This window comes from Micromonospora sp. DT62 (assembly GCF_049847285.1).
Taxonomy (GTDB): Bacteria; Actinomycetota; Actinomycetes; order Mycobacteriales; family Micromonosporaceae; genus Micromonospora; species Micromonospora reichwaldensis.
Genome location: NZ_JBNCOB010000012.1, coordinates 116,400 through 140,716 on the forward strand (window position 1 = coordinate 116,400; position 24,317 = coordinate 140,716).

Below are 24,317 nucleotides of genomic sequence, written 5' to 3' on the forward strand. Positions count from 1 at the left end.
ACGGGTGCGGGCCCTGCGCCGCTGGCTGGACGACACCGCGGGCGGGCTCCCCGCCACCTTCTGGTACCTCTGGGCCGGCCTGCTGATCAACCGGGCCGGCGCCTTCGCGATGCTCTTCCTGTCGCTCTACCTGACCGAGGCGCGGGGAGCGAGCGAGGCGCTCACCGGCACGGTCGTCGGGGCGTACGGGCTGGGCGGGGCGGGCGGCGTGCTGCTCGGCGGGGTGCTGGCCGACCGGTGGGGGCGGCGGTCCACCCTGCTCGCCGCCCACCTGGCCACCGCCGGTCTGATGGTCGGGCTGGCCTTCAGCCGGCACCTGGCGATGATCGCGGCGCTCGCCGCCCTGGTCGGGGTGGCGCACTCGATGCCCAGCCCCGCCTTCGTGGCGGCGATCGTCGACGTGGTGCCCGAACGGCGGCGCTCCCGGGCCTTCAACCTCCAGTTCTGGGCGTTCAACCTGGGCATGGCCGTCGCCTCGCTGCTGGCCGGCCTGCTCGCCGAGGCGAGCTTCGTCGCGCTCTTCCTGGTCGACGCCGCCGCCACCGTGCTCGCGGCGGCGGTCATCGCCTGGAAGGTCCCGGAGACGCTCCCCCACCGCGCCGCCAGGACTGCCCCGATCTTGGACACTTCCCGCTCCGACCGGACGGAAAGTGTCCAAGATCTTCGGCTGGCGCCGATCCGCGGCAGCGGAGCGGTGACGCGGCGGGTGGGGCGGGTGGGGCGGGAGCGGGGAGTGGGGCGGGTGGGGCGGGAGCGGGGAGTGGGGCGGGAGCGGCAGCCGGGGTTGCACACGGCGCTGACCGACCGCACCTTCCTCACCTTCGTGGGCCTGACCTTCGTGTTGGCCGTGCTGACCATGCAGACGTCGACGATCATGCCCCTGGCGATGCGGTCGGACGGCCTGCGCCCGTCGGCGTACGGGGCGGTGGTGGCGCTCGGCGGAGTCCTGATCGTGCTCGGGCAGCTCTTCGTGCCGCGGCTGATCGAGCGGCACCGCAAGGACCGCGTCCTAGCCGTCTCCACCGCGCTGCTGGCGCTCGGCTTCGCCACCCTCGCGTTCGCCGACGACGTGGCGGTCTACCTGGCCGCGGCGGTGGTCTGGACGGTCGGCCAGATGCTCGCCGCGCCGCCCAACGCGCAGATCAACGCCGACCTCGCCCCGCTCGAGCTGCGGGCCCGCTACCAGTCGGTGTTCTACCTGGCCTTCCCGGCCGCGTCGTTCGTGGCGCCCACCCTGGGCGGGGTCAGCCTCCAGTACCTCGGGGACCGGCACTGGCTCATCGTCGGCGGGCTCGGGCTGCTGGCCGCCGGCTGCCACCTGCTCGCCGGCCCACCCCGCGACCGCCGCGTAGCCGCCCTCCGCCAGCTCTCCACCCCACTTGCCCACCCCGCGACCCCCACGCCGTCCTCGGTGCGGTGACCACAGGTGGGCAGCGCTTTGGGGGTTCAACCTCATGATCACCACAGGTGGCGGGTGGGGAAGAGGCCAGGGGTGAGGGGACAGCAGAACGCCCATCGCGACTCGTGATCGCGATGGGCGTTCGCACCGTATGACCGGCGGCGGCGGGCGAAGCCCACCCCCGTAGGCGTCGCCCGCTCGCGCCGCCGGTCCAAACAGGTGGCCACCGTCCCCCAACGGTGTTGTTCCACCCGTCCCCTGCGCCTCACCTGGTGCACGGATCTGATCGATCCACCGCTCCCCCGAACGGTTCCAAGCGTGGCGCGGTGCAATAAAGTTAGTTCGCCCGGGATTACGAAGACAACCTGGATGGGCTGTCTCGCCGGTCACAGCTCCGGTGTCCCACCGGGAGTACCGTCACTTCGGGCCTCGGTGGTGACCAACAGCGGTTACCCGTCGACCATTCCCCCAAACACGTCAGGCGTCCTCACGGTCGGGCGATTCCGTACGGAAGAAGTTGCTCGGCCGGCCGTCACGGAGCTGCTCCTGGTAGATCAGGTTCAGCTTCCGCTCGTCGAAGGTCCGGAACCACTCGTCCCAGGTGATCTCACGTACCCGGCTGCTCTCGCGGTAACCGGGCATGTTGAAGGTGAGTACGCCGACCCGCCCCTCCCGCTCGGTGCCCGCGATCGTCGCCGGTGCGGCGCCGCGCTCCCGCGCCCAGTTGCGGATCACGTCGTGGTTGGTGGTCACCAGGCTTCGGCCGGGGCGCTCCGGCCGGTCGGCGGTGGACGAGATGAGCTGCGAGGAGCGCACCGACCGCGAGGTGCTCCGCCCGGTCCGGACACCGGTCGCCGTACCGCCGCGCGTCGTGCCCGCCCGCGCCGATGCGGACGCGCGGGCCGCCGTGGACTTCCGGGCCGCCGACGTGGTCTTCTTCGCCGGGGCCGCCTTCGCGGCGGCCTTCCTGGCCGGAGCCCGCTTCGCCGCCGCCTTCGCCGGCGGAGCCGTCTTCCTCGCCGCCGGTGCCTTCTTCCCAGCCGGAGCCCTCTTCGCCGCAGTCGTCCTCTTCGCCGCCGGGGCCGTCTTCGCAGCCGCCGTCTTCTTCGCAGCCGCCGTCTTCTTCGCCGCGGGCGCCTTCTTCGCCGCCGGGGCCGCCTTCTTCGCCGCCGTCTTCTTCGCCGCCGCCTTCTTCGCCGCTGCCTTCTTCGCCGCCGCCTTCTTGGCCGGAGCAGCCTTGTTCGCCGCCTGTGCCCGGCCCGGGGCGGCCTTGTTCGCCGCCCGGCCCGACGCCGCCTTCTTCGTGGCGGCGGCCCGTCCGGCGGACGCCCGGGTCCCCGTCGCCCGACCGGCGGGCCCGGTGCTGCGACGCGCGGCACCGCCCGAGGGACGCTCCGCCCGCAGGGTCTTCGCCAGCGTCTTCACCAGTTCCGGCTTGCGCAGGGCGGAGATGCCGGAGACCCCGCGCTTGCGCAGCTGCCCCCGGATCTCGTCCACCTTCATCCCGGAGATCTCGGATTCGGAGATCTCCGGGGTGTTCGGGGTCTGGTTGCCCGGCTGCCGTTTCGTCCTGGTCGCAGTCCCGCCGCGACCTGAGCTGTTCCGCTGAGCCATGGGACGCTCACGCTCCTCGACCATTGGTCCTCGGCGCGCGGCGGGTCCCAGTGCCGCACCGCGCGGTGCGGCATACCCGTCAGGACCGGTCCGAACCTCCGACCGGGGCACCCGTGGTCCAGGCCGGTCGACGAGCGCGGCCAGGACCATCCCGGCGAGCACGACCCGAGGCGGTCGCCGGCGACACCCAGGTCGGCCCGACAGCCCCGTTCGGCCCGACAGCCCCGTTCGGCCCGGCACCCCCGTTCGGCCCGGCACCCCGGTCGGCCCGGCACCCGGTCGGCCCGGCGGCACCGGACGGCCCGGCGGTACCCAGGCTGTCCGACGGCATCCGACTGCCCGACGGCACCAGGCTGCCCGACAGCATCCGTCTGCCGACGGCGCCCGTCGGCCGGCCACGGGCGACTGCCTGGCGGCATGACTGCCCGGCGGCGCCCGACTGCCCGGCGGCGCCCGACTACCCGGCTGCGCCCGGCTGCCCGGCCGAGCCCGGCTGCCCGCCCACGCCCGGGGACGGCTCGAAGAGGTGGGCGAACGCCGCGAGGTTGGCGGTGGACTCGCCCCGCTTGACCCGCCACTCCCACTCACGCCGGATCGAGCTGCCGAAGCCGATCTCCAGCATCGTGTCGAAGGACTCGTCGGCGTACGTCAGCACCGCGCCCAGGAGCCGGTCCAGCTCGTCGGCGTCGATCCCGGCCGGATTGACGCGACCGGTCAGGTAGACGTCGCCGACCGCGTCGACGGAGAACGAGACGCCGTACATGCGGGCGTTGCGCTGCAACAGCCAGGCCCACAGTTCCTCGCGCCGCTCGTCCGGCTGGCGCATCACGAACGCCTCGATCCGCAGCGCGTGCTCGCCGAGGATGAGGTTGCAGACCGTCTTCAGCTTGTGGGTGCCCGGCAGCGTGACCGCGTACGAGCCTGGGCCGGTCGACTCCCAGGCCAGCTCCCGCTCGTCGCAGACCGACTCGATCAGGGCCGCAAGATCACTCTTCCCGCTCATCAGATCCACTCTACGGCCGGCACCGCCCCGGCACCGGACGACGACAGCCGGCACGACAGCGGCGGGCACCAGGCGACGGGTGTCGGCGCGCGCGACCGCAGGCTGGCAGGCCGGCGCGCGACCGGTCACCAGGAGCAGGACATCGCCGGGCCGCAGGCCAGTTCGGAGGCGAGCCGGGCCCGGTGCGCGGCGATCGCCTCGCCGTAGACGGTGAGCAGCCCTGAGGCGGTGCGGTGCCAGGAGAAGTTGCGGGCGTGCCGCGCGGCGCCCCGGGCCAGCTCGGCGCGGTGGGCCCGGTCCGGCAGCAGGCGGCCGAGCGTACGGGCCCAGTCGACCGGGTCGTGGCCGTCGATCAGCACGCCGCTGACCTGGTCCCGCACGGCGGTCACCAGGCCGCCGACGGCGGCGGCCACCACCGGCGTACCGCAGGCCTGCGCCTCCAGCGCGACCAGGCCGAAGGACTCGTTGTACGACGGCACCGCGACCAGGTCGGCGGCCCGGTACAGGGCGGGCAGGTCGTCACCGGTCTGCGGGGGCAGGAAACACACCCGGTCGGCGACGCCGAGCGTGCCGGCGAGCTCCATCAGGGCGGTCGGCCGGTCCAGCCCGCTGCCGCTGGGGCCCCCGCAGATCACCACGGTCACCTGGTCGGCGAGGACCGGGTCGCGCTCGCGCAGCGCGGCCACCGCGCGGATGAGCACGTCCGGGGCCTTCAGCGGCTGGATGCGGCCGACGAAGGCCACCACGTACCCGGTGGCGGGCAGCCCGAGCCGGCGGCGGGCCTCGACGGCGACGCGGTCGCGGTTCCCCGGGGCCGGGCGGAACCGGTCCAGGTCCACGCCGGGCTCGACCACGGCGACGCGGGCCGGATCGGCGTCGTACCGGTCGATGAGGTCCCGGGCCTCGACCGTCGTGTTCGCGACCAGCCGGTCGGCCTCGGTGACCACCTGTTCCTCGCCGATGACGCGGGCCTTCGGTTCGGGCCGGTCCCCGGCGGCGAGCTGGGCGTTCTTGACCTTCGCCAGCGTGTGCGCGGTGTGCACCAGCGGCACCCCCCAGCGCTCCTTGGCCAGCCAGCCGACCTGCCCGGAGAGCCAGTAGTGGGAGTGGATCAGGTCGTAGTGGCCAGGGGGCCGGGACGCCTCGGCGCGGAGCACGCCGGCGGTGAAGGCGCAGAGCTGCCCAGGCAGCTCCTCCTTGGTGAGCCCTTCGAGGGGGCCGGAGGTGACGTGCCGGACGTGCACGCCGGGTGCCGTCTCGACCACCGGGGGCAGGTCGCCGGAGGTGGCCCGGGTGAAGATCTCCACCTCGACGTCCGCCTCGGCCAGCCGCCGGGCGACCTCCAGGATGTAGACGTTCATGCCACCGGCGTCGCCGGTGCCCGGCTGGTGCAGGGGTGAGGTGTGCACCGAGAGCGTCGCGATCCGCCGGGGGCGGGGCCACGGGCGCGCACCGCGCTGACGACCCACACCGGTGTGCAACTCCGCCACGTCCGCTCCCTTTGTCACGGTTTATGCCGTCCGCACGCCCGGCGCCCTACGGACAACGTCCCCGGCCGATGTCATCTTCCCCATCGGGGACCTGTAATGCGCCAGGGCGGCGCCCGGGCGTGACGGACCTCATCACCACGCCGCCGGCACCCGCCCCGGTGACGCGGGGGAGAATGGCCGGATGACCTCTGTCGCCGTCGTCACCGGAGCTTCCAGCGGAATCGGGGCGGCCACCGCCCGCCGGCTCGCCGCCGAGGGGTTCCACGTCCTCGCCGCCGCGCGGCGTACCGACCGGTTGGCCGCCCTGGTGGCCGAGATCGAGGCCGCGGAGGGCGCGGCCACCGCCGTGGCCTGCGACGTCACCTCCGACGAGTCGGTGGCCGGCCTGGCCGGGGCGGCGGCGGCCCTGGGCCCGGTCACCCTCCTGGTCAACAACGCCGGCGGCGCGCGCGGCCTGGACCCGGTCGAGTCCGGGTCGGTCGGCGACTGGCAGTGGATGTACGACGTCAACGTGCTCGGCACGCTGCGCGTCACCCAGGCGCTGCTGCCCGCGTTGGAGTCGTCCGGAGCCGGCACCATCGTGGTCGTCTCCTCGACCGCCGGCTTCACCGTGTACGAGGGCGGGGGCGGCTACGCCGCCGCGAAGCACGCGCAGACGGCGATCGCCGGCACGCTGCGGCTGGAACTCTGCGGCCGACCGGTGCGCGTGATCGAGATCGACCCGGGCATGGTCCGGACCGACGAGTTCGGTCTGGTCCGCTTCGCGGGGGACGCCGAGCGGGCGGCGGCGGTCTACGCCGGGGTCGCCGAGCCGCTGGTCGCCGAGGACGTCGCCGACTGCGTCGCCTGGTGCGCGACGCGCCCGCAGCACGTCAACGTGGACCGCCTCGTCGTACGGCCGCTGGCCCAGGCCGCCCAGCACAAGGTGCACCGGGTCGGCTGAGCCGGCCCGGACGGTCGCGGACGATGGCGGGCACGGCGCGGCACCGGCCGCTCGGCGTGGTGACCCGGGGGACGACGAACCCGAACCGGCTCCGCCGGGTGGACAACTGGATCGTCGAGACCTGCGGGGAGGCGCTGCGCGAGGCGGCCGACCCGCTGGTGGTGGACCTCGGCTACGGCGCCAGCCCGGTGACCGCCGTCGAACTGCGCGCCCGGCTCGCCACCGCGGTCCGTCCCGACGTGCGGGTCGTCGGGCTGGAGATCGATCCGGTACGCGTCGCCGCCGCCGAGCCGTCCGCCGACCCGCCCCACCTCACCTTCGCCCGGGGCGGCTTCGAGCTGGCCGGGCTGCGGCCCGCCCTGGTCCGCGCGTTCAACGTCCTGCGCCAGTACGACGAACGCGAGGTCGCCGACGCCTGGCGCACCATGACCGCCGGGCTGGCCCCGGGCGGGCTGCTGGTCGAGGGCACCTGCGACGAGTTGGGGCGCCTCGGCGGCTGGCTGCTGATCGACGCCGACGGCCCCCGTACGCTCACCCTCGCCGCGAAGCTCACCACCCTGGACACCCCGGCGGAGCTGGCCGAGCGGCTGCCCAAGGCGCTGATCCACCGCAACGTCCCCGGCGAGCGGATCCACGACCTGATCCGGGCGCTCGACGACGCCTGGCACGCCGCCGCCGGCTACGCCCCGTACGGCCCGCGCCAACGCTGGCTACGCGCGGTCTCCGCGGTCCGTGCGGCGGGCTGGCCGGTCCTGGACGGCCCCCGCCGCTGGCGCCACGGCGAACTCACCCTCCCCTGGCCCGAGATCGCCCCCACCTGACGGCTGCCTGGGGCGGGTCAGATGGTGCAGTTGATGAGGATCGGTTCGGGGTGCAGGGTCACGCCGAAGTGGTCGTGGACGCCGTCGCGGATCTCCCGGGCCAGCTCGACCAGGGACGCGGTGCTGGCGGTGCCGCTGCGGTTGGTCAGGGCGAGGGTGTGCTTGCTGGAGATGGCGACGCCCTCGGGTCCCGGGTGGCCCTTGCCGAAGCCGGCCCGGTCGATCAGCCAGGCGGCGCTGACCTTGACCATGTCCCCGGGGCAGGGCCAGGACGGCGGCTCGCCGATGTCGGCGGCGCGCTCCCGCAGCAGCTCGTACGCGGCGACGTCGAGCACGGGGTTGGTGAAGAACGAGCCGACGGAGCGGGTGTCCGGGTCGGCCGCGTCGAGCACCATGCCCTTGCCGGCGCGCAGCCGCAGGACCGTGGCCCGGGCGTCGGCCAGCGGCACCCGGTCCCCCACCTGCACGCCGAGTGCCCGGGCCAGTTCCGCGTAGCGCACGGGGCCGGACAGCGGCGAGCGGGCGAGCCGGAAGTCGACGGAGAGCACCACCCAGCGGTCGCTGTACTTGAAGATGCTGGACCGGTACGCGAACCCGCAGTCGGCGGCATCGATCCGCCCGATGGTCCCCTCGACCCGGTCGTGGACTCCGACGCCGGTGATGGTCTCGGCGACCTCCTGGCCGTACGCGCCGACGTTCTGGATGGGGGTGGCGCCGGTCGAGCCGGGGATGCCGGAGAGGCACTCCAGGCCGGACCAGCCGTTGGCGACGGTGGTGGCGACCAGCTCGTCCCAGGGCTCGCCGGCCTCGACGCGTACGGTGACGGTGTCGGCGTCCTCGGCGACCACCCGCACGCCCCGGGAGCGCACCAGGACGACGGTGCCGGGGAAGCCGGCGTCCCCGATCACGACGTTGCTGCCCCCGGCGAGGAGCAGGACCTGCTCGTCGCGTCCGGCGGCCTCCCGCACGGCCCGCACGATCGCGTCGGCGTCGGTGCCGGCGACGACACGGCCGGCGGGGCCGCCCAGGCGTAAGGTGGTGTATCGCGCCAGGTCGCACGTCGTGGCGGGTTCGGTTCCGGTTGTCGGCTGGGCGTAGACGTCTGACACGCCTTTCACCCTAGGCTGAGGGGTAGCCGCGGCGCCCACTGGTGGCCCGGTCACCCCCGGGAGGATGGCGATGAGCAGACTGCACGCAACGAAGGACTTCTGGTTGGGAGCGCTCCGGGCGGAGGGCCCGGCGTTCGCCGCCGCCGCGGCGGAAGCCCCGCCGGAGACACCGGTGCTGTCCTGTCCCGGCTGGACGGTCGCCGACCTGACCCTGCACCTCACCTCCCTCTACCGCTGGGTGCACTCGTTCGTGGGCACCGGCGCGGCCACCCCGTCGCCCGGCAGGTCCGAGCCGGTCGAGCTGGAGCCGGGCATCACCCCGCTCCAGCTCTGGCAGCAGGCGTACGACCGGCTGATGACCCTCTTCGACGGCCTCGACCCGGAGGCCCCGGCGTGGAACTGGGCGCCGCAGCCGAAGAAGGCGGGCTTCTGGCCGCGCCGGATGGCGCACGAGACCGCGGTGCACCGGTGGGACGCCCAGCTCGCCATCGCAGCGGGCGAGCCGGTCGAGGCGAAGCTCGCCGCCGACGGGGTGAGCGAGATCCTGGACACGTGGCTGCCGGCCGGTCGGCGCCGCACGGCCGGCCAGTGGCGCGGGGTGGTGCAGATCTCCGCGGTCGACGCCGGTCAGGAGTGGTTCCTGCGGCTGCGCGGCGAGGGCGTGGCGCTGCTCGACACGGCCACCATCTTCGACCACGACGACCACCACGCGCGGGCGCAGGTCAGCGGCACCGCGAGCGACCTGCTGCTGGCGCTCTGGGGCCGGGTCGGCCTCGACACGCTGGACGTGGCCGGCGACCGCGCCCTGTTGGAGGGCCTCCGCGTCGGCTGATCCACCGCCGCGCGGAGCCGGGCCCCGAGGGCTCCGCGCAGTCCCACCGCACGTACGACGAGAGTGGCCGCCCGGCACAGGCGGCCACTCTCTTTGCGTCCGGTCTCGATCGGCAACCAGCGGAGAGCGCTCTCTTGACACCGGACCGGACCAACCACCACCCTGTCGTGAGAGCGCTCTCTCAGCTCTGCTCCACCACCTGCCTCACCACCTCAGACGACCTGAGAGGGGTCCGACCGATATGGGTGTCTTTCCGCGCCGCCGCCTGGCGGCGGTGGCCCTCGTCGCCGCCACCGCGCTGTTCGCCACCGCCGGCTGCGCCGGCGACGAACCCGCCAAGGACGGCAAGATCACGTTGACCGTGGACGTGTTCAGCCAGTTCGGCTATGAAGAGCTCTACAAGGAGTACATGGCCAGCCACCCGAACGTGAAGATCGTCGAGCGTGGCACCGGCACCAACCTCGACGACTACTCGCCGAAGCTGACCCAGTGGCTCGCCGCCGGCAAGGGCGCGGGCGACGTCGTCGCCATCGAAGAGGGGTTGATGGTCGAGTACAAGGCCAACCCCGACAACTTCGTCAACCTGCTCGACCACGGCGGGGCCGAACTCCAGGGCAACTTCCTGGAGTGGAAGTGGAAGGGCGGGATGACCCAGGACGGCAAGCTGATCGGCCTGGGCACCGACGTCGGCGGCATGGCCATGTGCTACCGCACGGACCTGTTCGCCAAGGCCGGCCTGCCCACCGACCGCGAGGCCGTGTCGAAGCTCTGGCCGACCTGGCAGGACTACGTCAAGGTCGGTGAGCAGTTCAAGGCGAAGAACACCGGCGCCTCGTTCCTGGACGCCGCGACCAACATCTTCAACACGATCGTGCTCCAGACGGCCGGCAACGCGCAGGGCTACCACTACTACGACACCAGCGGAAACCTGGTGGTGGACAGCAACCCGGCGGTCCGGCAGGCCTGGGACACCACCATGGACATCATCGACTCCGGCCTCTCCGGCAAGTACGGCTCCTGGTCCGAGGAGTGGGTGTCGGCGTTCAAGCAGGCCAAGTTCGCCACCATCGCCTGCCCGGCCTGGATGACGGGCGTCATCGAGGGCAACGCCGGCGCCGAGGCCAAGGGCAAGTGGGACATCGCCCGGGTGCCCGGCAACGGCGGCAACTGGGGCGGGTCGTGGCTCGCCGTGCCGACCCAGAGCAAGCACCGCGCCGAGGCGATCGAGCTGGCGAAGTTCCTGACCAGCGCCAAGGGCCAGATCGGGGCGTTCAAGGCCAAGGGCCCGCTGCCCTCCTCGCCGCAGGCGCTGGCCGACCCCGCGATCGTCGACGCCAAGAACGCGTACTTCTCCGACGCCCCCGTCGGGCAGATCTTCGGCGAGGGCGCCAAGACGCTGAAGCCCGTCTACATGGGGCCGAAGAACCAGGCCGTCCGCACCGAGGTCGAGAACGCCGTCCGGACGGTGGAACTGGGTCAGCGCAAGCCCGACCAGGGCTGGACGGACGCGGTCAACAACGCGAAGAAGGCCGCCGCCAAGTAGCCCGAGCCGGAGTGCGGGCGGGCGGGCGCCGGGGGCGCCGGTCCCGCCCGCACCCGGGAAAGGAGTGGTCCGGGCATGACCGTCCAGCTCGACCCGCGCCCGCCGGTCGCACCGGCGCCCCGCACCGGTCGACGCACACCGGCGATGCGGTTCAGCCGCCTCGACACGAAGTACTCGCCCTACCTGTTCATCGCCCCGTTCTTCGTGCTCTTCGGGGTGTTCGGGGCGTACCCGCTGATCTACACCTTCTGGGTCTCCCTGCACGACTGGGACCTGCTCGGCAGCAACCACCCGTTCGTCGGGCTGGAGAACTACAGCCGGCTGCTGGAGGACCCCGACTTCTGGCACTCCGTCGTCAACACCCTCGGCATCTTCGTCATCTCCACCGTCCCGCAGCTGCTGGCCGCGCTCTGGCTGGCCAACCTGCTCAACCGGCAACTGCGGGCCCGGACGACGTTCCGGATGGCGGTGCTGATCCCGAACATCACGTCGACGGCGGCGGTCGCGATCGTCTTCGGGGTGCTCTTCGGCCGCGAGTTCGGCATGGTCAACTGGCTGCTCGACCTGGTCGGGATCGACGCGATCGAGTGGAAGTCGAACCGGTTCGCGTCCTGGGTGGCCATCTCCACGATGGTCGACTGGCGGTGGACCGGCTACAACGCGCTGATCTTCCTGGCCGCGATGCAGGCCATCCCGCGCGACCTCTACGAGTCGGCCGCCATCGACGGGGCCGGCCGGGCCCGCCAGTTCTGGTCGATCACCGTGCCGCTGCTCAAGCCGACGATCATCTTCACCGTCATCATCTCCACCATCGGCGGGCTCCAGCTCTTCACCGAGCCCCGGCTGTTCCACTCCGGAACCAACCCGATCCGGGGCGGAACGCTACGGGAGTCGCAGACCGTGACCATGTACATGTTCGAGAACGCCTTCGCGCCCCACTACAACTTCGGCTACGGCTCGGCGGTGGCGTGGCTGCTCTTCGCCCTGATCGCGGTCGTCGCGGCGATCAACGTGCTGCTCCTGCGCCGGCTCGGCGGCGCAAAGCCCCCGAAGGAGGACGCGAAGTCGAAGGAGGGAGCGCGATGACCCGCCTCTGGGCCGCCAGCCGGCTCACCTACGCCGCGCTGATCGCCGCCGGGGTCCTGTCGATCTTCCCGATCTACTGGATGTTCGTGGTGGCGAGCCGCTCCAACGACGCGATGGGCCAACTGCCACCACCGGTCACCCCCGGCGGCAACTTCGGCGCGAACGTGTCCCGGCTGCTGAACAACACCGACGCGTACTTCGTCGCCGGTCTCATCAACTCGGCGATCGTGGCGATCACGGTCACCGTCTCGGTGGTCTTCTTCTCCACGCTGGCCGGGTTCGCCTTCGCCAAGCTGCGGTTCCGGGGACGCAACGCGCTGCTCATGGTGATCATCGCGACGATGATGGTGCCCACCCAGCTCGGCGTCATCCCGCTCTACCTGCTGATGACGAAGCTGAACTGGAACGACCGGCTGCCGGCGGTGATCGTACCGGCCCTGGTCACCGGCTTCGGGGTGTTCATGATGCGGCAGTACGCGGGCCAGGCGGTCAGCAACGAGCTGATCGAGGCGGCCCGGGTGGACGGCTGCAACACGGCGCGGATCTACTGGAACGTCGTGCTGCCGGCACTGCGCCCGGCCGCCGCCGTGCTGGGGCTGCTCACGTTCATGACCACCTGGAACGACTTCCTGTGGCCGTACGCTGTCCTCAACGACCCGGAGAACCCCACCGTGCAGCTCGCCCTGCGCACGCTGTCCGATGGGTACTACACGGACATGTCCCAGGTGTTCACGGGAACGGCCATCGCCACCCTCCCGCTGTTGCTGGTCTTCGTCCTGTTCGGCCGCCAGATCATCGGCGGCATCATGGAAGGTGCGGTCAAGGCGTGAGCACTCTGCGATTCCCCGACAACTTCGTCTGGGGGGCGGCCACCGCCGCGTACCAGATCGAGGGGGCGGCCACCGACGACGGTCGCGGCCCGTCGATCTGGGACACCTTCAGCCGTACGCCGGGCAAGGTCCACCACGGCCACACCGGCGACGTGGCCTGCGACCACTACCACCGGTACGCCGACGACGTGGCGCTGATGGCGGAGCTGGGGCTGAAGGCGTACCGCTTCTCGGTGGCCTGGCCCCGGATCCAGCCGGACGGCACCGGCCCGGTCAACCCGCGCGGCCTGGACTTCTACGACCGGCTGACCGACACGCTGCTGGCCCGGGGCATCGACCCGATCGTCACCCTCTACCACTGGGACCTGCCGCAGGCCCTCCAGGACCGGGGCGGCTGGACCAACCGCGAGACCGCCGAGCACTTCGCCACGTACGCCACGGCGGTGCACACCCGCCTCGGAGACCGGATCCGCACCTGGACGACCCTCAACGAGCCGTGGTGCTCGGCCTACCTCGGCTACGGCAACGGGGTGCACGCCCCCGGCGAGCAGGACGCGGGCGCGGCCTTCACCGCCGTACACCATCTGCTGCTCGGGCACGGCCTGGCGGCCCGGGCGCTGCGCGCGGCCGGCGCGCAGACCGTCGGGATCACGGTCAACCCGGCCGACGTACGCGCGGCGGACGCGGACAGCGCCGCGGACGCGGCGGCGGTCCGCCTGGTCGACGGCCTGCACAACCGGATCTTCCTCGACCCGCTGCTGCGCGCGGCCTACCCCGACGACGTGCTGGAGCACGTGGCCCGCATCGTCGAGCCGACGTTCATCCGCGACGGCGACGAGAAGCTGATCGCCGCCCCGATCGACCTGCTCGGCGTCAACTACTACGCCCCCACCTACGTCGCCGGCCGGACGGACGGCGCGGGCGGCGGCGCCTACCCGGGCACCGCCGGCGCGGTGGAGTTCCTCCCGCCGACCGGGCCGCTGACCGACATGGGCTGGATGATCGAACCGGCCGGGCTGACCCGGCTGCTGGAACGCATCGCCACGGACTACCCCGGCGTGCCGCTGATGGTCACCGAGAACGGCGCGGCGTTCCCCGACAAGGCCGACGCCGACGGCGCCGGGCAGGTGATGGACGCGGACCGCATCGCCTACCTCGACGGGCACCTGCGCGCCGTGCACGAGGCGATCTCCCGGGGAGTGGACCTCCGGGGCTATCTCGTATGGTCGTTACTGGACAACTTCGAGTGGGCCGAGGGCTACCGTCGACGGTTCGGGATCATCCACGTCGACTACCTGACGCAGCGACGCACACCGAAGTCCAGCGCCCGGTGGTACCAGGAGGTGATCTCCCGGAACGGGCTGTGACGAGGCGGTGGTTACGGGGATGACGACGGCGCAGCGGCCGACACTGGAGGCGGTGGCCCGGCGGGCGGGCGTCTCGCGGGCAACCGTGTCGCGGGTGGTGAACGGCTCCACGACGGTCGCCGAGCCCATCCGGGACGCGGTCCGCCAGGCGGTGGCCGAGCTGGGGTACGTGCCGAACCTGGCCGCCCGCAGCCTGGTCACCCAGCGGACCGACTCGATCGCCCTGGTGCTGCCGGAGGCCGCCACCCGGGTCTTCTCCGACGACCAGGTCTTCCCCGGGATCATCCGCGGCGCGGCGCAGGAGCTGGAGGCGGCCGACAAGCAGCTCGTGCTGATGCTGGCCGGCTCGCCCGCCGGGCACGACCGGGTCGAGCGCTACACGACCGGGCGACACGTCGACGGGGTGCTCTTCGCCTCGCTGCACGGCGAGGACCCGCTGCCCGGCCGGCTCGCCCGGCTGGGCATCCCGGTCGTGTGCAGCGGTCGCCCGCTCGACGGCGCCGACGTGCCCTACGTCGACGTCGACCACGTCGGCGGGGTGGCCACGGCGGTGCGGCACCTGCTCGACAGCGGACGCCGCCGCATCGCCACCATCGCCGGCCCGCAGGACATGGTGGCCGGCATCGAGCGCCTCGCCGGCTACCGGAACACGGTCGCCGAGGCCGGCCTGCCGGAGCTGGTGGCGACCGGCGACTTCACCCGCGAGTCCGGGGCGACGGCGATGCGGCAGCTCCTCGCCGAGCACCCCGACCTGGACGCCGTCTTCGCCGCCTCCGACCTGATGGCGCACGCCGCCCTGCGGGCGCTGCGCGAGGCGGGGCGGCGGGTGCCGGACGACGTGGCGGTGATCGGCTTCGACGACATCGAGACGGCGGCGTACACCGAGCCGCCGCTGACCACCGTCCGGCAGCCCATCGTGCAGCTGGGCCGGCAGATGACCCGGCTGCTGCTGCGGCTGGCCGCCGGCGAGACGATCGAACCCCTGGTGCTCCCCACCGAACTGATCGTCCGCGAGTCGGCCTGACCCGCCGCCCGACGAGTGCCGGAGTTAATCCGTGGAGGCGTGGTGCGGGCGCCGGTAGCGTCGCGCGCGTGACCGTGAACCTGATCCGCGTACCCGCCCTCTCCGACGTCGCCGAGTACGCGTACGCGGCCACGGTCGAGCCGCCGGCCCGGCTCGTGCACACCGCCGGCGCCTGCCCGCTCGACGCCGAGGGCCGGACCGTGGCACCGGGCGACCCCGTCGGCCAGGCCCGGCAGGTGATGGCCAATCTGGAGACCGCCCTCGCGGCGGCCGGGGCCCGGCTCACCGACGTCGTCAAGACCACGGTGTACGTGGCGTCGTCGCGCCAGGAGGACCTGGTGGCCGTGTGGGAGGTGGTCCGGGACGCGTTCGGCGACCACGAGCCGCCCAGCACCCTGCTCGGGGTGGCCGTGCTCGGCTACGCCGACCAGCTCGTCGAGGTCGAGGCCGTCGCCGCCGTACGCGGGGAGGGCTGAGATGCGGATCCGCACCGCCCGCCCCGACGACGCGCCCGCCGTGGTGGCGCTGCGCGCGCTCGTGTACCCCTACCTGGTGCGCGGCGTCGAGTCGACCCGGCAGATGATCGCCCAGCCCCCGCCCGGCGAGCAGTGGACCGCGTACGTGGTCGAGGTGGACGACACCGTGGTCGGCTGGGTGTCGGCGTACCGCAACGACCGGACCTCCGAGCCCGACGTCGGCGAGGTGTCCACCCTGCAGGTGCACCCGGAGCACCGGGGCCGGGGCGCCGGCACCGCGCTGCTGACCGCCGCGCTGGAGCACCTCCGGGCCATCGGGGCGCGCCGGGTGCGTACCTGGGCGCTGCCCGAGTCGCTGCCGTTCGCCCGCCGGCACGGGTTCACGCCGAGCCGGGAGCTGCGTTACTCGGCGCTGGACCTGCGACCGGCCCCGCTGATGCCGGAGCCGCCGCCGGGCGTACGGCTGCTCCCGCTGACCGACCTCGACCCGCGCCGGGTCCACCGGGCCGAGGTGGCGGCGGCGGCCGACGAGCCGGAGGACGTGCCCGCCGACTCGATCAGCTACGAGAACTGGTACTCCGAGGTCTGGGACAACCCGGGCCTGGACCGCGCGGCCAGCACCGTGGCCGAGGTCGGCGACGAGATCGTGTCGTTCAGCCTCGTCAAGCGCGACGGCGACCGGATGTGGTCGGACTACACCGGCACGCTGCCGACGCACCGGGGGCGCGGGCTGGCCCGCCTGGTCAAGACGGCGGCGCTGCACCGCGCGGCAGCCGGCGGGGTACGCGTCGCCTACACCTCGAACGACGAGGCGAACGCGCCGATGCTGGCGATCAACGTCGGGCTCGGCTACCGCCCGGTCGGTTCGAGCTGGTCCTGCCTGCGCGAACTCGCCTGACGGCCCGGGTCAGCCGGCGGCCCGCACCCGCTGGGCGACCGCCAGGGTCTCGGCGCCGAAGAGCACCAGCCGGGCCTCGGCGACGTGCGCCGGGGTGGCCGGGCTGAGCACCGACAGGGCCTGCCGTACGGCGTCCTCGACCGGCCAGCCGTAGACGCCGGCCGAGATCAGCGGAAACGCCACGCTCGTCGCGCCCAGCTCGTCGGCGATCCGCAGGCTGTTCGTGTAGCAGTCGCGCAGCAGCGCCGAGCGGTCCTCGTCGGCCGACCAGACCGGCCCGACCGTGTGCACCACCCAGCGCGCCGGCAGGTCGCCCGCGGTGGTGGCCACCGCCTGGCCGGTCGGCAGGCCGCGGCCGTACCGGGAGGCGCGCAGCGCCCGGCACTCGTCGAGGATGGCCGGCCCGCCCCGCCGGTGGATGGCGCCGTCCACTCCCCCGCCGCCGAGCAGCGACGAGTTGGCGGCGTTGACGATCACGTCCACCCGCTGCGTCGTGATGTCGCCCCCGACCAGGGTGATCTCCACGTCAGCCCTCCGTGACGGACTGGCCGAGCGAGCGGCGGGCCAGCAGGGCCGCCCCGGCGACGGCTGCCGGCATGACGAGCACCGCGCCGAGGGGGATCAGGAAGCAGACGAAGACCGCCACGCCGAAGCCGAGCGTGGTCGGCCGGTCCGCCTTGAGGTGCGCCCGCCGCTCCGGCAGCCGCATCCCGCGCCGGTAGAAGGGGGCCCCGGCCAGCTCCATGGCGAGCAGCCAGCCGCCGACCGCCGCCCCGATCACCGGCACCACGGTCTGGCCGACCACCGGGATGAAGCCGGCGGCGAAGAGCGGGATGCCGAAGAGGATCGACAGGCCCACCAGCCGCACCGAGTCGGCGATGCTGCGCCGCAGCGACGGCCAGAACGGCACGTCGACGGCGTTCGGCGTGCCGCCGAGGCGCTCCTCGACCCGTTCGGAGATCTTCTCGTAGAACGGGTCGCCGATGACCAGGGTGACGGCGGTGAAGGTGACCACCGCGAGCAGGCCGCCGAGGCCGAGGAAGGCCAGCCCGGCGATCACCCGGACGAGGCTGCGCCCGGTGGTCGACCAGTCGTCGGCGAACGGCGTGACCAGCGCGGCCAGGTCCTCGACGAAGTACGCCAGGGTGGCGAACGCGGCCACGAAGATCGCGCCCGAGATCAACGCCGGGATGACGCCGAGCAGCATCAGCCCGGGGCTCCGGACGTAGAGACCGAGGCCGCGCAGGAGCAGGCCCACGCCGGCGAAGAACCGGCTGGCGGCGCCGGCCACGGGCGCGGCGGTGCGGGGTGCGTTCACGACCGCAGAGCCTAGTGGGCGCGGGCGACCGGGCGACCGGGCAGGATGGACGGGTGCGGGCGGCCCGGTTGATCTCGTTGGTCCTGCTGCTCCAGGCGCGGGAGACGATGACCGCGGCGGAGCTGGCGGGGGAGCTGGAGGTCTCCGAGCGGACCGTCTACCGGGACGTGCTGGCGCTCTCCGCCGCCGGGGTGCCGGTCTACGCCGACCGGGGCCGCGCCGGCGGCTACCGGCTGCTCGGCGGCTACCGGACCCGACTGACCGGGCTGACCCGGGACGAGGCGGAGGCACTCTTCCTGGCCGGGCTGCCGGGACCGGCGGGCGACATGGGGCTCGCCGACGCGGTGGCCTCGGCCGAGCTGAAGGTGCTCGCCGCGCTCCCACCGAGCCTGCGCGACGCGCCGGTGCGCACCGGGCAGCGCTTCCACCTGGACGTGCCGGGCTGGTTCCGGGAGTCCGGGCCACCGCCGTGGCTGACCGAGCTGGCCGGTGCGGTGTGGCGGGACCGGATCGTCGAGCTGCGCTACCGGCGCGGCGACCGCGAGGTCGAACGGGAGGCGCACCCGTACGGGCTGGTCCTCAAGAGCGGGGTCTGGTACCTGGTCGGCCGGGTCGGCGGCGCGTACCGCACGTACCGGGTGGACCGGGTCACCCACGTCGGGGTCCAGACCGCGACCTTCGACCGGGACGCCGGCTTCGACCTGGCCGGATACTGGCGGGAGCAGGCCGAGGAGTTCCTGCGCAGCATGCTCCGGGCCGAGGTCAGGATGCGGCTGAGCCCCGTCGGCCTGCGCCGGCTCCGCTTCGTCGCCGACGCCCCCTTCGCGTACGACGAGGCGCTTGCCGCGGCCGGCGAGCCCGACGGGCAGGGGTGGGTGGTGACCCGCCTGCCCGTCGAGTCCGTCGACGTCGCGTACCCCCAGTTGCTGTCCCTGGGGCCGGAGGTGGAGGTCCTCGACCCGCCGGAACTGCGGGAGCTGATGGTCGACGCCGCCAGGCGGTCCGCCGCGGTCTACCGGGTGGCGCCCGTTCAGCGGTAGCCGGTCACGTCGGCCAATTTGTCCGTCTCCACCACCTCGGTGATGTAGCGGAACCCGTCCGGCCGGCTGCCGTCGACGTCGGTGAACCCGTACACCTGGGACAGCTCGCCGGCCGAGACGGACGCCTGGTTCCAGCGGGCCCGGTCCTCGTCGGCGGCGAGCGCGGCGACCGCGCGCCCGACGAAGGCCGGGGTCTCCGAGATGAGGAAGTGCGGATCCTTCGCGGCGCCGTCCCGCCAGTTCTCCTCGGTGACCCCGAAGTGCTCCAGCATCGCCTCGGACCGGATCCAGCCCGGTGTCAGCGCCACGGCGGTGCCGCCGTGCGGCTTCAGCTCGTGCCCCCAGACGTACGCGAGCCGGTTGACCGACGTCTTCGCCAGGTCGTAGAAGACCGACAGCCGGTAGTGGTCGTCGTTGTACGCCTTCGTGCCGTCGCCGACCTCGACGACCAGTCCGCCGGGGCGGCGGATCAGCAGCGGCAGGGCGAAGTGGGCGGTGACGACGTGCGTGTCGATCGCCAGGCGCAGGCTGCGGAAGCCGGCCTCCAGCGGCTGCTCCCAGACCGGCTTCTCCCAGGTGGTCAGGGGGTCGCCGCCCCAGATGTCGTTGACCAGCACGTCGAGGCGGCCCTGCTCGGTGTCGATCCTGGCGACCAGGTCACGGACCTGGTCGGGGACGAGGTGGTCGACCCGGACCGCGATGCCGGTGCCGCCGGCGGCCGTGACCAGTTCGGCGGTCTCCTCGATGGTCTCCGGGCGGTCCATCTCGGAGCGGCCGGCCCGGCTGCTGCGGCCCGTGGCGTAGACCGTGGCGCCGGCGGCGCCGAGCTGCACCGCGATCTGCCGGCCGGCGCCCCGCGTCGCCCCGGCGACGAGCGCGATCTTTCCTGTCAGCGGTTTCGTCATGCGGCGAGCCTGTCAGCGATACCTGACAGCCGAAGTCCGGTTTCGCGAAGCCGTGTCGTCCGTCATGCTCGCCGGCATGCACCTGCTGCTCTCCGGGATCGTCGGCTCGGTCGCGTACGGGCTGGCCGGGCCGGGCTCCGACGTCGACCGGATCGGCGTCTTCGCCGCGCCCACCGTCGCCTTCCACGGGCTGCGCCCGCCCCGCGAGTCGGTGGTGACCACCGACCCCGACATCACCCTGCACGAGGCGGCGAAGTGGTGCCGCCTGGCGTTGAGCGGCAACCCGACCGCCACCGAGCTGGCCTGGTTGCCGGAGGACTGCTACGAGACCCGTACGGAGTTCGGCGACCGGCTGGTCGCCATCCGCTCGGCGTTCCTCAGCGCGCCCCGCGTCCGTGACGCCTACCTCGGCTACGCCGGCCAGCAGTTCCGCAAGCTGGAGTCCCGGGGCGACGGCACGTTCTCGGCCGACACCCGGCGGCGCACCGCCAAGCACGCCCGGCACCTGGCGCGGCTGGTGCACCAGGGCCGGCTGCTCTACGCCACCGGCGTACTGGAGATCCGGCTCGCCGACCCGCAGTGGTTCCGCAGCTTCGGCGAGCGGGTGGCCGGCGGCGCGTTGGCCGAGGCACGGGCCCTGATCGCCGAGGCGGAGCGCGACTTCGACCGGATCCGTACCCCGCTGCCGGACCGCCCGGACGAGGCGGCCGTGGAACGCTGGCTGCTCGACGTGCGCGCCGCCCACCTGCCGCCGCAGCCGGCCACCCGCTGAGCCGCGGTCGCGGGGACGGCGGACGGCGGGGCCCGCCGGCCGCCGGATGGTTCGCGGCGCCCCGTGACGCATCGAGATCGATAAACTGCGCTTCGTCAGCGCCGCAGAGCCGGCACCACACCTATACGGGGGAACCATTGCATAACAGACGTATGACCACCTGGGGTGGTGGCCTCATGGCCGCCTGCCTCCTCGTCACGACGATCGGAGGTGGCGCGGCCTCGGCGATGGCCGGCGCCGAGCCGGTACCCGACGGCGTCCATGCCTTCACGGCGAAGATCACCTTCGGGGACGTCCGGAGCTGCACCGGGGCGCTGGTCGACGCCCGCTGGGTGGTCACGGCGAAGAGCTGCTTCGTCGACGGCGCCACCGCGCCGGCGGACGGCCCACCGGCCCGGCCCACCACCGCCCTGGTCGGCCGGACCAACCTCGCCGGCACCGCCGGGCACCGCCTCGCGGTCACCTCGATCGTCCCGCACCCCGACCGCAACGTGCTGCTGGCCGAGCTGTCCGCGCCGGTCGGCGACATCACCCCCGCCCTGTGGACCGGCACCGCGCCGGGCAGCGGCGAGACGCTGCGGGTGACCGGCTACGGGCGGACGAGCACCGAGTGGGTGCCCGACCGGCTGCACACCGGGACGTTCACCGTGGGCAGCGTCGGCCCCACCACGGTCACGGTCACGGGCGCCACCACCGCTGCCACCATCTGCAAGGGCGACGCCGGAGGGCCGGCGTTCCGCGAGACAACGGGCGGCGCAGAGCTGGTCGCGATAAACAACACCAGCTGGCAGAAGGGCTGCCTCGGCGAGACCGAGACGCGCGACGGCGCGACCCAGACCCGCCTCGACGACCTGGGCGCCTGGTTCCACCAGGTCGTCGGGACCCAGCCGTACGCGCTCGCGCACGCCGTCGCCGGCGAGTTCACGCGGGACGGACGCGAGGACCTGGTCGCCGTCGAGCCGAGCACCGGCAAGCTCTGGTTGTACCCGGGCACAGCCGTCGACCGCCAGTGGGGCGACCGGGTACAGCTCGGACAGGGCATCGACTGGAACGGCTACCGTGACCTGGTCGTCGGCCAGTTCGAGGGCGACACCTTCGACGACCTGCTCGCCGTCGAGACCGCCACGAACACGCTCTGGATGTTCCCCGGCACGGCCCAGGGGAACGGTTTCGGCAGCCGCGTGCAGGCCGGGTCCGGCTGGCAGGACCTGAACGACCTGGTCGTGGGCCGGTTCAACCGCGACGCCTACGACGACGTGGCCGCCATCCACGCGCAGAGCGGCCAACTGCTCCTGTACCCCGGCACGGCCGCCGGCGGTCTCGTCTTCGGCGAACACGTCATCCTCGGCAACAGCGGCTGGACGCTGAAGCGGGAACTGACCGCCGGTCGGTTCAACCGGGGCGACACCTACGACGACCTCGTCGCCGTCGACAAGAGCAGCGGTGACATCCAGATGTACCCGGGCACGGCCGCCGGCGGCTCGACCTGGGGCCAGATCCTGACGATCGCTGTCGGCGGCAGGGGCCTGACCTCTGTCGCGGCGGGTCGCTTCAACCCGGACGGGTACGACGACCTGCTCGCCGTCGAGGGCGACCAGGTCTGGCTCTACCCGGGCACGACCGCGGGCGGCGCACTCGCCGCTCGGGTGCAACCACTCGGTCGTGTCCCTCACCTCCAGCCCCACGGGCTCCAGGAGGCGGTCACCGGCAAGTTCAACCAGGACGACCACGCTGACCTCATCGGTCTGGAGAAGGGCACCGGGCGGCTCTGGCTGTATCCAGGCACCGCTTTCGGCCTCTTCGACAGGCGCGTGCCGATCGGGAACGGGTGGAACGGTTACCGTGACCTCGTGGCGGGGCGGTTCGACCGGGACGCCCACGACGACCTGCTGGCGATCGAGCTGAGCAGCGGGACGCTCTGGCTCTACCCCGGCAACGGGCAGGGCGGCTGGGGGGCCCGGAAGCAGGTCGGCGCGAACTGGCTCGGGCTGGAGCGGTTGACCGGTGGCCGGTTCGACCGTGACGAGTACGACGACGTCGTGGCCGTGGAGAAGAGCACGGGCAGGCTGCGGCTCTACCCGGGCACCGCTGCCGGAAACGGTTGGGGCCCCAGCACGATCGTCAGCCAGGGTGGTTGGAACGATCTGGGCGCGCTGAGCCGCGGCCAGATCGACCGGAACACCCACGACGACCTGCTGGCGGTGGAGAAGGCGACGGGGAAGCTGTGGCTCTACCCGGGCACCACCGCGGGCGGGCCGTTCGGCGCCCGGGTCGAACTCGCCCCGGGGAACTGGGCCGGCCGCAACGAGCTGGTGGCGCTCCGCGCCGACGCCGACGGCCACGACGATGTCCTGGTCGCTGACGTCGGCACCGGCCGCGCCCTGCTGCACCTGGGCCTGCCCAGTGGCGGCGTCGCCGCGGACGCGGTGGAGTTCGGGCCATTGGGCTGATCCGCTGCCGGTCGCGGGGCCCGCTCGGTCGGGCTGGACGGTGTGGTTCCGTCCGGCCCGACCGCTGCCCTGTGGGCGGCGGGCCCGCCCCAGTCCCGGCGCGGGGCGCTGCCCGCCGCGGCTCCCGGCGGGCCCGGTGCCCGGCACGTTACTCGTTCAGGAAGGCGGATATCCGGCTTCGCAGGTCGGCGCGTTCCGTCCAGAGGACGCCGGGCCGGTCGTACACGTGCAGGGTGGCCCGGGGCAGCGCGGCGGCGAGCTGCTCGGCGACCTCGACCGGGTGCAGGTCGTCACCGGCACAGCCGATCACCAGGGCCGGCGCGGTGACGGCGGCCAGCGAACCGGCGTCGCGCAGGGGTGCCTGCTCGGGCAGGCTCGCCAGCCCCGGGGCGAGCCCGTCGCGCAGGAGCTGGTCGAGGCGCTGGCGCAGGTAGGCCCAGCCGGCCGGGGTGTTGCGTACGGCGGGCGGCAGCTCGGCCTGGACCACGTCGGCCACGGCGGCGGCGTCGCCGCTCTCCACGGCCTCGAACAGGGCGGTCAACCGGGCCCGGGCGACCTCGCCGCGCGGCCGGTCGAGCGCCGCGGGCAGGAAGACGACGAGTCGCTCGAAACGTTCGGGGCTCTCGGCGAGCAGCCGGCAGAGCGCGCCCGCGCCGAGGCTGGCGCCGAAGGCCCGGGTGGCGCCGCCGAGGTCGGCGACCGCGCGCAGGTCGCGGGCGAGGTCCAGGTAGCTCCACGGGCCGGGCGGCGCGTCGGAGCGGCCGTGCCCGCGGAACTGGAAGAACAGCTTGCGGCCCGTCACCCCGCTGCCGAAGGGCCGGGTGGTGGCGATGCCGTTGCCCAGCCCGTGGGCGAACACCGTGACCGGGTCACCCGCGCCGGTGACGAGCTGCTCCAGGTGTACGCCGTGCGGCGTGGCGACCAGCTCGGTGTCCGGCTCCGGCAGGGCCGGTCGGCCGGTACGCGGGCCACCCGGGCCCGGCCCCCAGGTGCGGGGCCCGCCGTCCGGCGGGGGCGGCCAGCGGAAACCCCTCACCAGAAGCCTTTGCCGTCGCTCAGGTCGCGCAGCCCCACCCGGACGTCGAGCAGGTAGATCAGGCCGGCGGCGATGCCGACGAGCCCGAAGAGACTGATCGGGCCGAAGCCGAGCAGGGTCAGCACCAGGCAGACGGCGAGGATGGCGATCCAGCCGCCCTTGGGCAGGGTGCCGATGGCGGAGAAGGCGTCGGAACGCTGGGTGATGGCGTGCACCAGGGCGATGCCCTGCACGACCAACGCGAAGACGAGCAGGATCAGCTCGATCACGTAGCGAACATCGAAGGCGAAGAGCGGCGCGGCGTAGGCCATGTCGGCAAGCTTATGCCGGTGACCCCGGATCGTCCGACAGGACGCATCCG

Annotated in this window: 22 protein-coding genes and 1 pseudogene; 14 read left to right on the forward strand and 9 right to left on the reverse strand. The window is 73.3% G+C overall.

Annotation, left to right across the window (positions count from 1 at the left end; genetic code table 11):
* The first annotated feature begins 4 nt into the window (after positions 1-4).
* Positions 5-1,420, forward strand: coding sequence for an MFS transporter (locus ACPXCB_RS18465; protein ID WP_425876891.1), 1,416 nt, complete (start codon positions 5-7; stop codon positions 1,418-1,420).
* 456 nt (positions 1,421-1,876) lie between these two features.
* Here ACPXCB_RS18465 and ACPXCB_RS18470 read toward each other — a convergent pair.
* From ACPXCB_RS18470 to mshA, 3 genes and pseudogenes are all read right to left on the reverse strand, one after another.
* A pseudogene (locus tag ACPXCB_RS18470) lies at positions 1,877-2,545 on the reverse strand (hypothetical protein); the annotation flags it as partial.
* 925 nt (positions 2,546-3,470) lie between these two features.
* Entirely contained in the window at positions 3,471-4,016 is a 546-nt protein-coding gene (locus tag ACPXCB_RS18475; protein ID WP_425876892.1) for a YbjN domain-containing protein, read from the reverse strand.
* 125 nt (positions 4,017-4,141) lie between these two features.
* The gene (mshA, locus tag ACPXCB_RS18480; protein WP_425876893.1) at positions 4,142-5,506 is read right to left on the reverse strand and encodes a D-inositol-3-phosphate glycosyltransferase; all 1,365 of its coding nucleotides are present in this window, start codon (positions 5,504-5,506) and stop codon (positions 4,142-4,144) included.
* A gap of 181 nt (positions 5,507-5,687) precedes the next feature.
* Between mshA and ACPXCB_RS18485 the strand changes: the two genes are divergently transcribed.
* Both ACPXCB_RS18485 and ACPXCB_RS18490 read left to right on the forward strand, forming a co-directional pair.
* Positions 5,688-6,449 carry an SDR family NAD(P)-dependent oxidoreductase gene (locus ACPXCB_RS18485; protein ID WP_425876894.1) on the forward strand — a complete coding sequence of 254 codons (762 nt, stop codon included), beginning with the start codon at positions 5,688-5,690 and terminating at the stop codon, positions 6,447-6,449.
* 23 nt (positions 6,450-6,472) lie between these two features.
* Positions 6,473-7,270, forward strand: a complete 798-nt coding sequence (locus tag ACPXCB_RS18490) for a class I SAM-dependent methyltransferase (RefSeq protein ID WP_425876895.1) — start codon at positions 6,473-6,475, stop codon at positions 7,268-7,270.
* Between the two features lie 17 nt (positions 7,271-7,287).
* Here ACPXCB_RS18490 and ACPXCB_RS18495 read toward each other — a convergent pair whose 3' ends face one another.
* Entirely contained in the window at positions 7,288-8,379 is a 1,092-nt protein-coding gene (locus tag ACPXCB_RS18495) for a UDP-N-acetylmuramate dehydrogenase (RefSeq protein WP_425876896.1), read from the reverse strand.
* Positions 8,380-8,449: 70 nt separating this feature from the next.
* Between ACPXCB_RS18495 and ACPXCB_RS18500 the strand changes: the two genes are divergently transcribed.
* The 8 genes from ACPXCB_RS18500 (at position 8,450) to ACPXCB_RS18535 (ending at position 16,435) form a co-directional block, all read left to right on the forward strand.
* Positions 8,450-9,211 (forward strand): maleylpyruvate isomerase family mycothiol-dependent enzyme, encoded by a 762-nt coding sequence (locus ACPXCB_RS18500; RefSeq protein WP_425876897.1) that lies wholly within the window; start codon positions 8,450-8,452, stop codon positions 9,209-9,211.
* Positions 9,212-9,452: 241 nt separating this feature from the next.
* Complete coding sequence (locus tag ACPXCB_RS18505; protein WP_327029674.1) at positions 9,453-10,754, forward strand: ABC transporter substrate-binding protein; 1,302 nt, start codon at positions 9,453-9,455, stop codon at positions 10,752-10,754.
* Positions 10,755-10,829: 75 nt separating this feature from the next.
* On the forward strand, positions 10,830-11,840 hold the full coding sequence (locus ACPXCB_RS18510; RefSeq protein ID WP_425876898.1) for a carbohydrate ABC transporter permease: 1,011 nt from the start codon (positions 10,830-10,832) through the stop codon (positions 11,838-11,840).
* Complete coding sequence (locus ACPXCB_RS18515; RefSeq protein WP_425876899.1) at positions 11,837-12,670, forward strand: carbohydrate ABC transporter permease; 834 nt, start codon at positions 11,837-11,839, stop codon at positions 12,668-12,670. The genes ACPXCB_RS18510 and ACPXCB_RS18515 overlap by 4 nt, the downstream gene beginning before the upstream one ends.
* Positions 12,667-14,037: a GH1 family beta-glucosidase gene (locus ACPXCB_RS18520; RefSeq protein WP_425876900.1), complete on the forward strand. Its 1,371-nt coding sequence runs from the start codon at positions 12,667-12,669 to the stop codon at positions 14,035-14,037. Before ACPXCB_RS18515 ends, ACPXCB_RS18520 begins: the two co-directional genes overlap by 4 nt.
* A 19-nt stretch (positions 14,038-14,056) precedes the next feature.
* Positions 14,057-15,061, forward strand: a complete 1,005-nt coding sequence (locus ACPXCB_RS18525) for a LacI family DNA-binding transcriptional regulator (protein WP_425876901.1) — start codon at positions 14,057-14,059, stop codon at positions 15,059-15,061.
* Between the two features lie 74 nt (positions 15,062-15,135).
* A complete protein-coding gene (locus tag ACPXCB_RS18530; protein ID WP_425876937.1) occupies positions 15,136-15,537 on the forward strand; it encodes a RidA family protein in 402 nt (133 codons plus the stop codon).
* 1 nt (position 15,538) lies between these two features.
* A complete protein-coding gene (locus ACPXCB_RS18535) occupies positions 15,539-16,435 on the forward strand; it encodes a GNAT family N-acetyltransferase (protein ID WP_425876902.1) in 897 nt (298 codons plus the stop codon).
* 9 nt (positions 16,436-16,444) lie between these two features.
* On the opposite strand, the gene ACPXCB_RS18540 is transcribed toward ACPXCB_RS18535, so the two are convergent.
* A complete protein-coding gene (locus ACPXCB_RS18540; RefSeq protein WP_425876903.1) occupies positions 16,445-16,960 on the reverse strand; it encodes an O-acetyl-ADP-ribose deacetylase in 516 nt (171 codons plus the stop codon).
* Position 16,961: 1 nt separating this feature from the next.
* Positions 16,962-17,753: an EI24 domain-containing protein gene (locus ACPXCB_RS18545; RefSeq protein ID WP_425876904.1), complete on the reverse strand. Its 792-nt coding sequence runs from the start codon at positions 17,751-17,753 to the stop codon at positions 16,962-16,964.
* Positions 17,754-17,806: 53 nt separating this feature from the next.
* Between ACPXCB_RS18545 and ACPXCB_RS18550 the strand changes: the two genes are divergently transcribed.
* Positions 17,807-18,793 (forward strand): helix-turn-helix transcriptional regulator, encoded by a 987-nt coding sequence (locus tag ACPXCB_RS18550; RefSeq protein ID WP_425876905.1) that lies wholly within the window; start codon positions 17,807-17,809, stop codon positions 18,791-18,793.
* Here the strand turns inward: ACPXCB_RS18550 and ACPXCB_RS18555 are convergent.
* Complete coding sequence (locus tag ACPXCB_RS18555) at positions 18,784-19,698, reverse strand: SDR family oxidoreductase (protein ID WP_425876906.1); 915 nt, start codon at positions 19,696-19,698, stop codon at positions 18,784-18,786. The genes ACPXCB_RS18550 and ACPXCB_RS18555 overlap by 10 nt on opposite strands.
* 76 nt (positions 19,699-19,774) lie before the next feature.
* On the opposite strand from ACPXCB_RS18555, the gene ACPXCB_RS18560 reads away from it, so the two are divergent.
* Together ACPXCB_RS18560 and ACPXCB_RS18565 are read left to right on the forward strand one after the other, a co-directional pair.
* Positions 19,775-20,470, forward strand: coding sequence for a nucleotidyltransferase domain-containing protein (locus tag ACPXCB_RS18560; RefSeq protein ID WP_425876938.1), 696 nt, complete (start codon positions 19,775-19,777; stop codon positions 20,468-20,470).
* Positions 20,471-20,622: 152 nt separating this feature from the next.
* Entirely contained in the window at positions 20,623-22,920 is a 2,298-nt protein-coding gene (locus ACPXCB_RS18565) for a trypsin-like serine protease (protein WP_425876907.1), read from the forward strand.
* Positions 22,921-23,068: 148 nt separating this feature from the next.
* Here the strand turns inward: ACPXCB_RS18565 and ACPXCB_RS18570 are convergent, their stop codons facing one another.
* Positions 23,069-23,956, reverse strand: coding sequence for an alpha/beta fold hydrolase (locus tag ACPXCB_RS18570; RefSeq protein WP_151452983.1), 888 nt, complete (start codon positions 23,954-23,956; stop codon positions 23,069-23,071).
* Positions 23,953-24,267: a DUF2516 family protein gene (locus tag ACPXCB_RS18575; protein WP_151452982.1), complete on the reverse strand. Its 315-nt coding sequence runs from the start codon at positions 24,265-24,267 to the stop codon at positions 23,953-23,955. Before ACPXCB_RS18575 ends, ACPXCB_RS18570 begins: the two co-directional genes overlap by 4 nt.
* Positions 24,268-24,317: the final 50 nt, after the last annotated feature.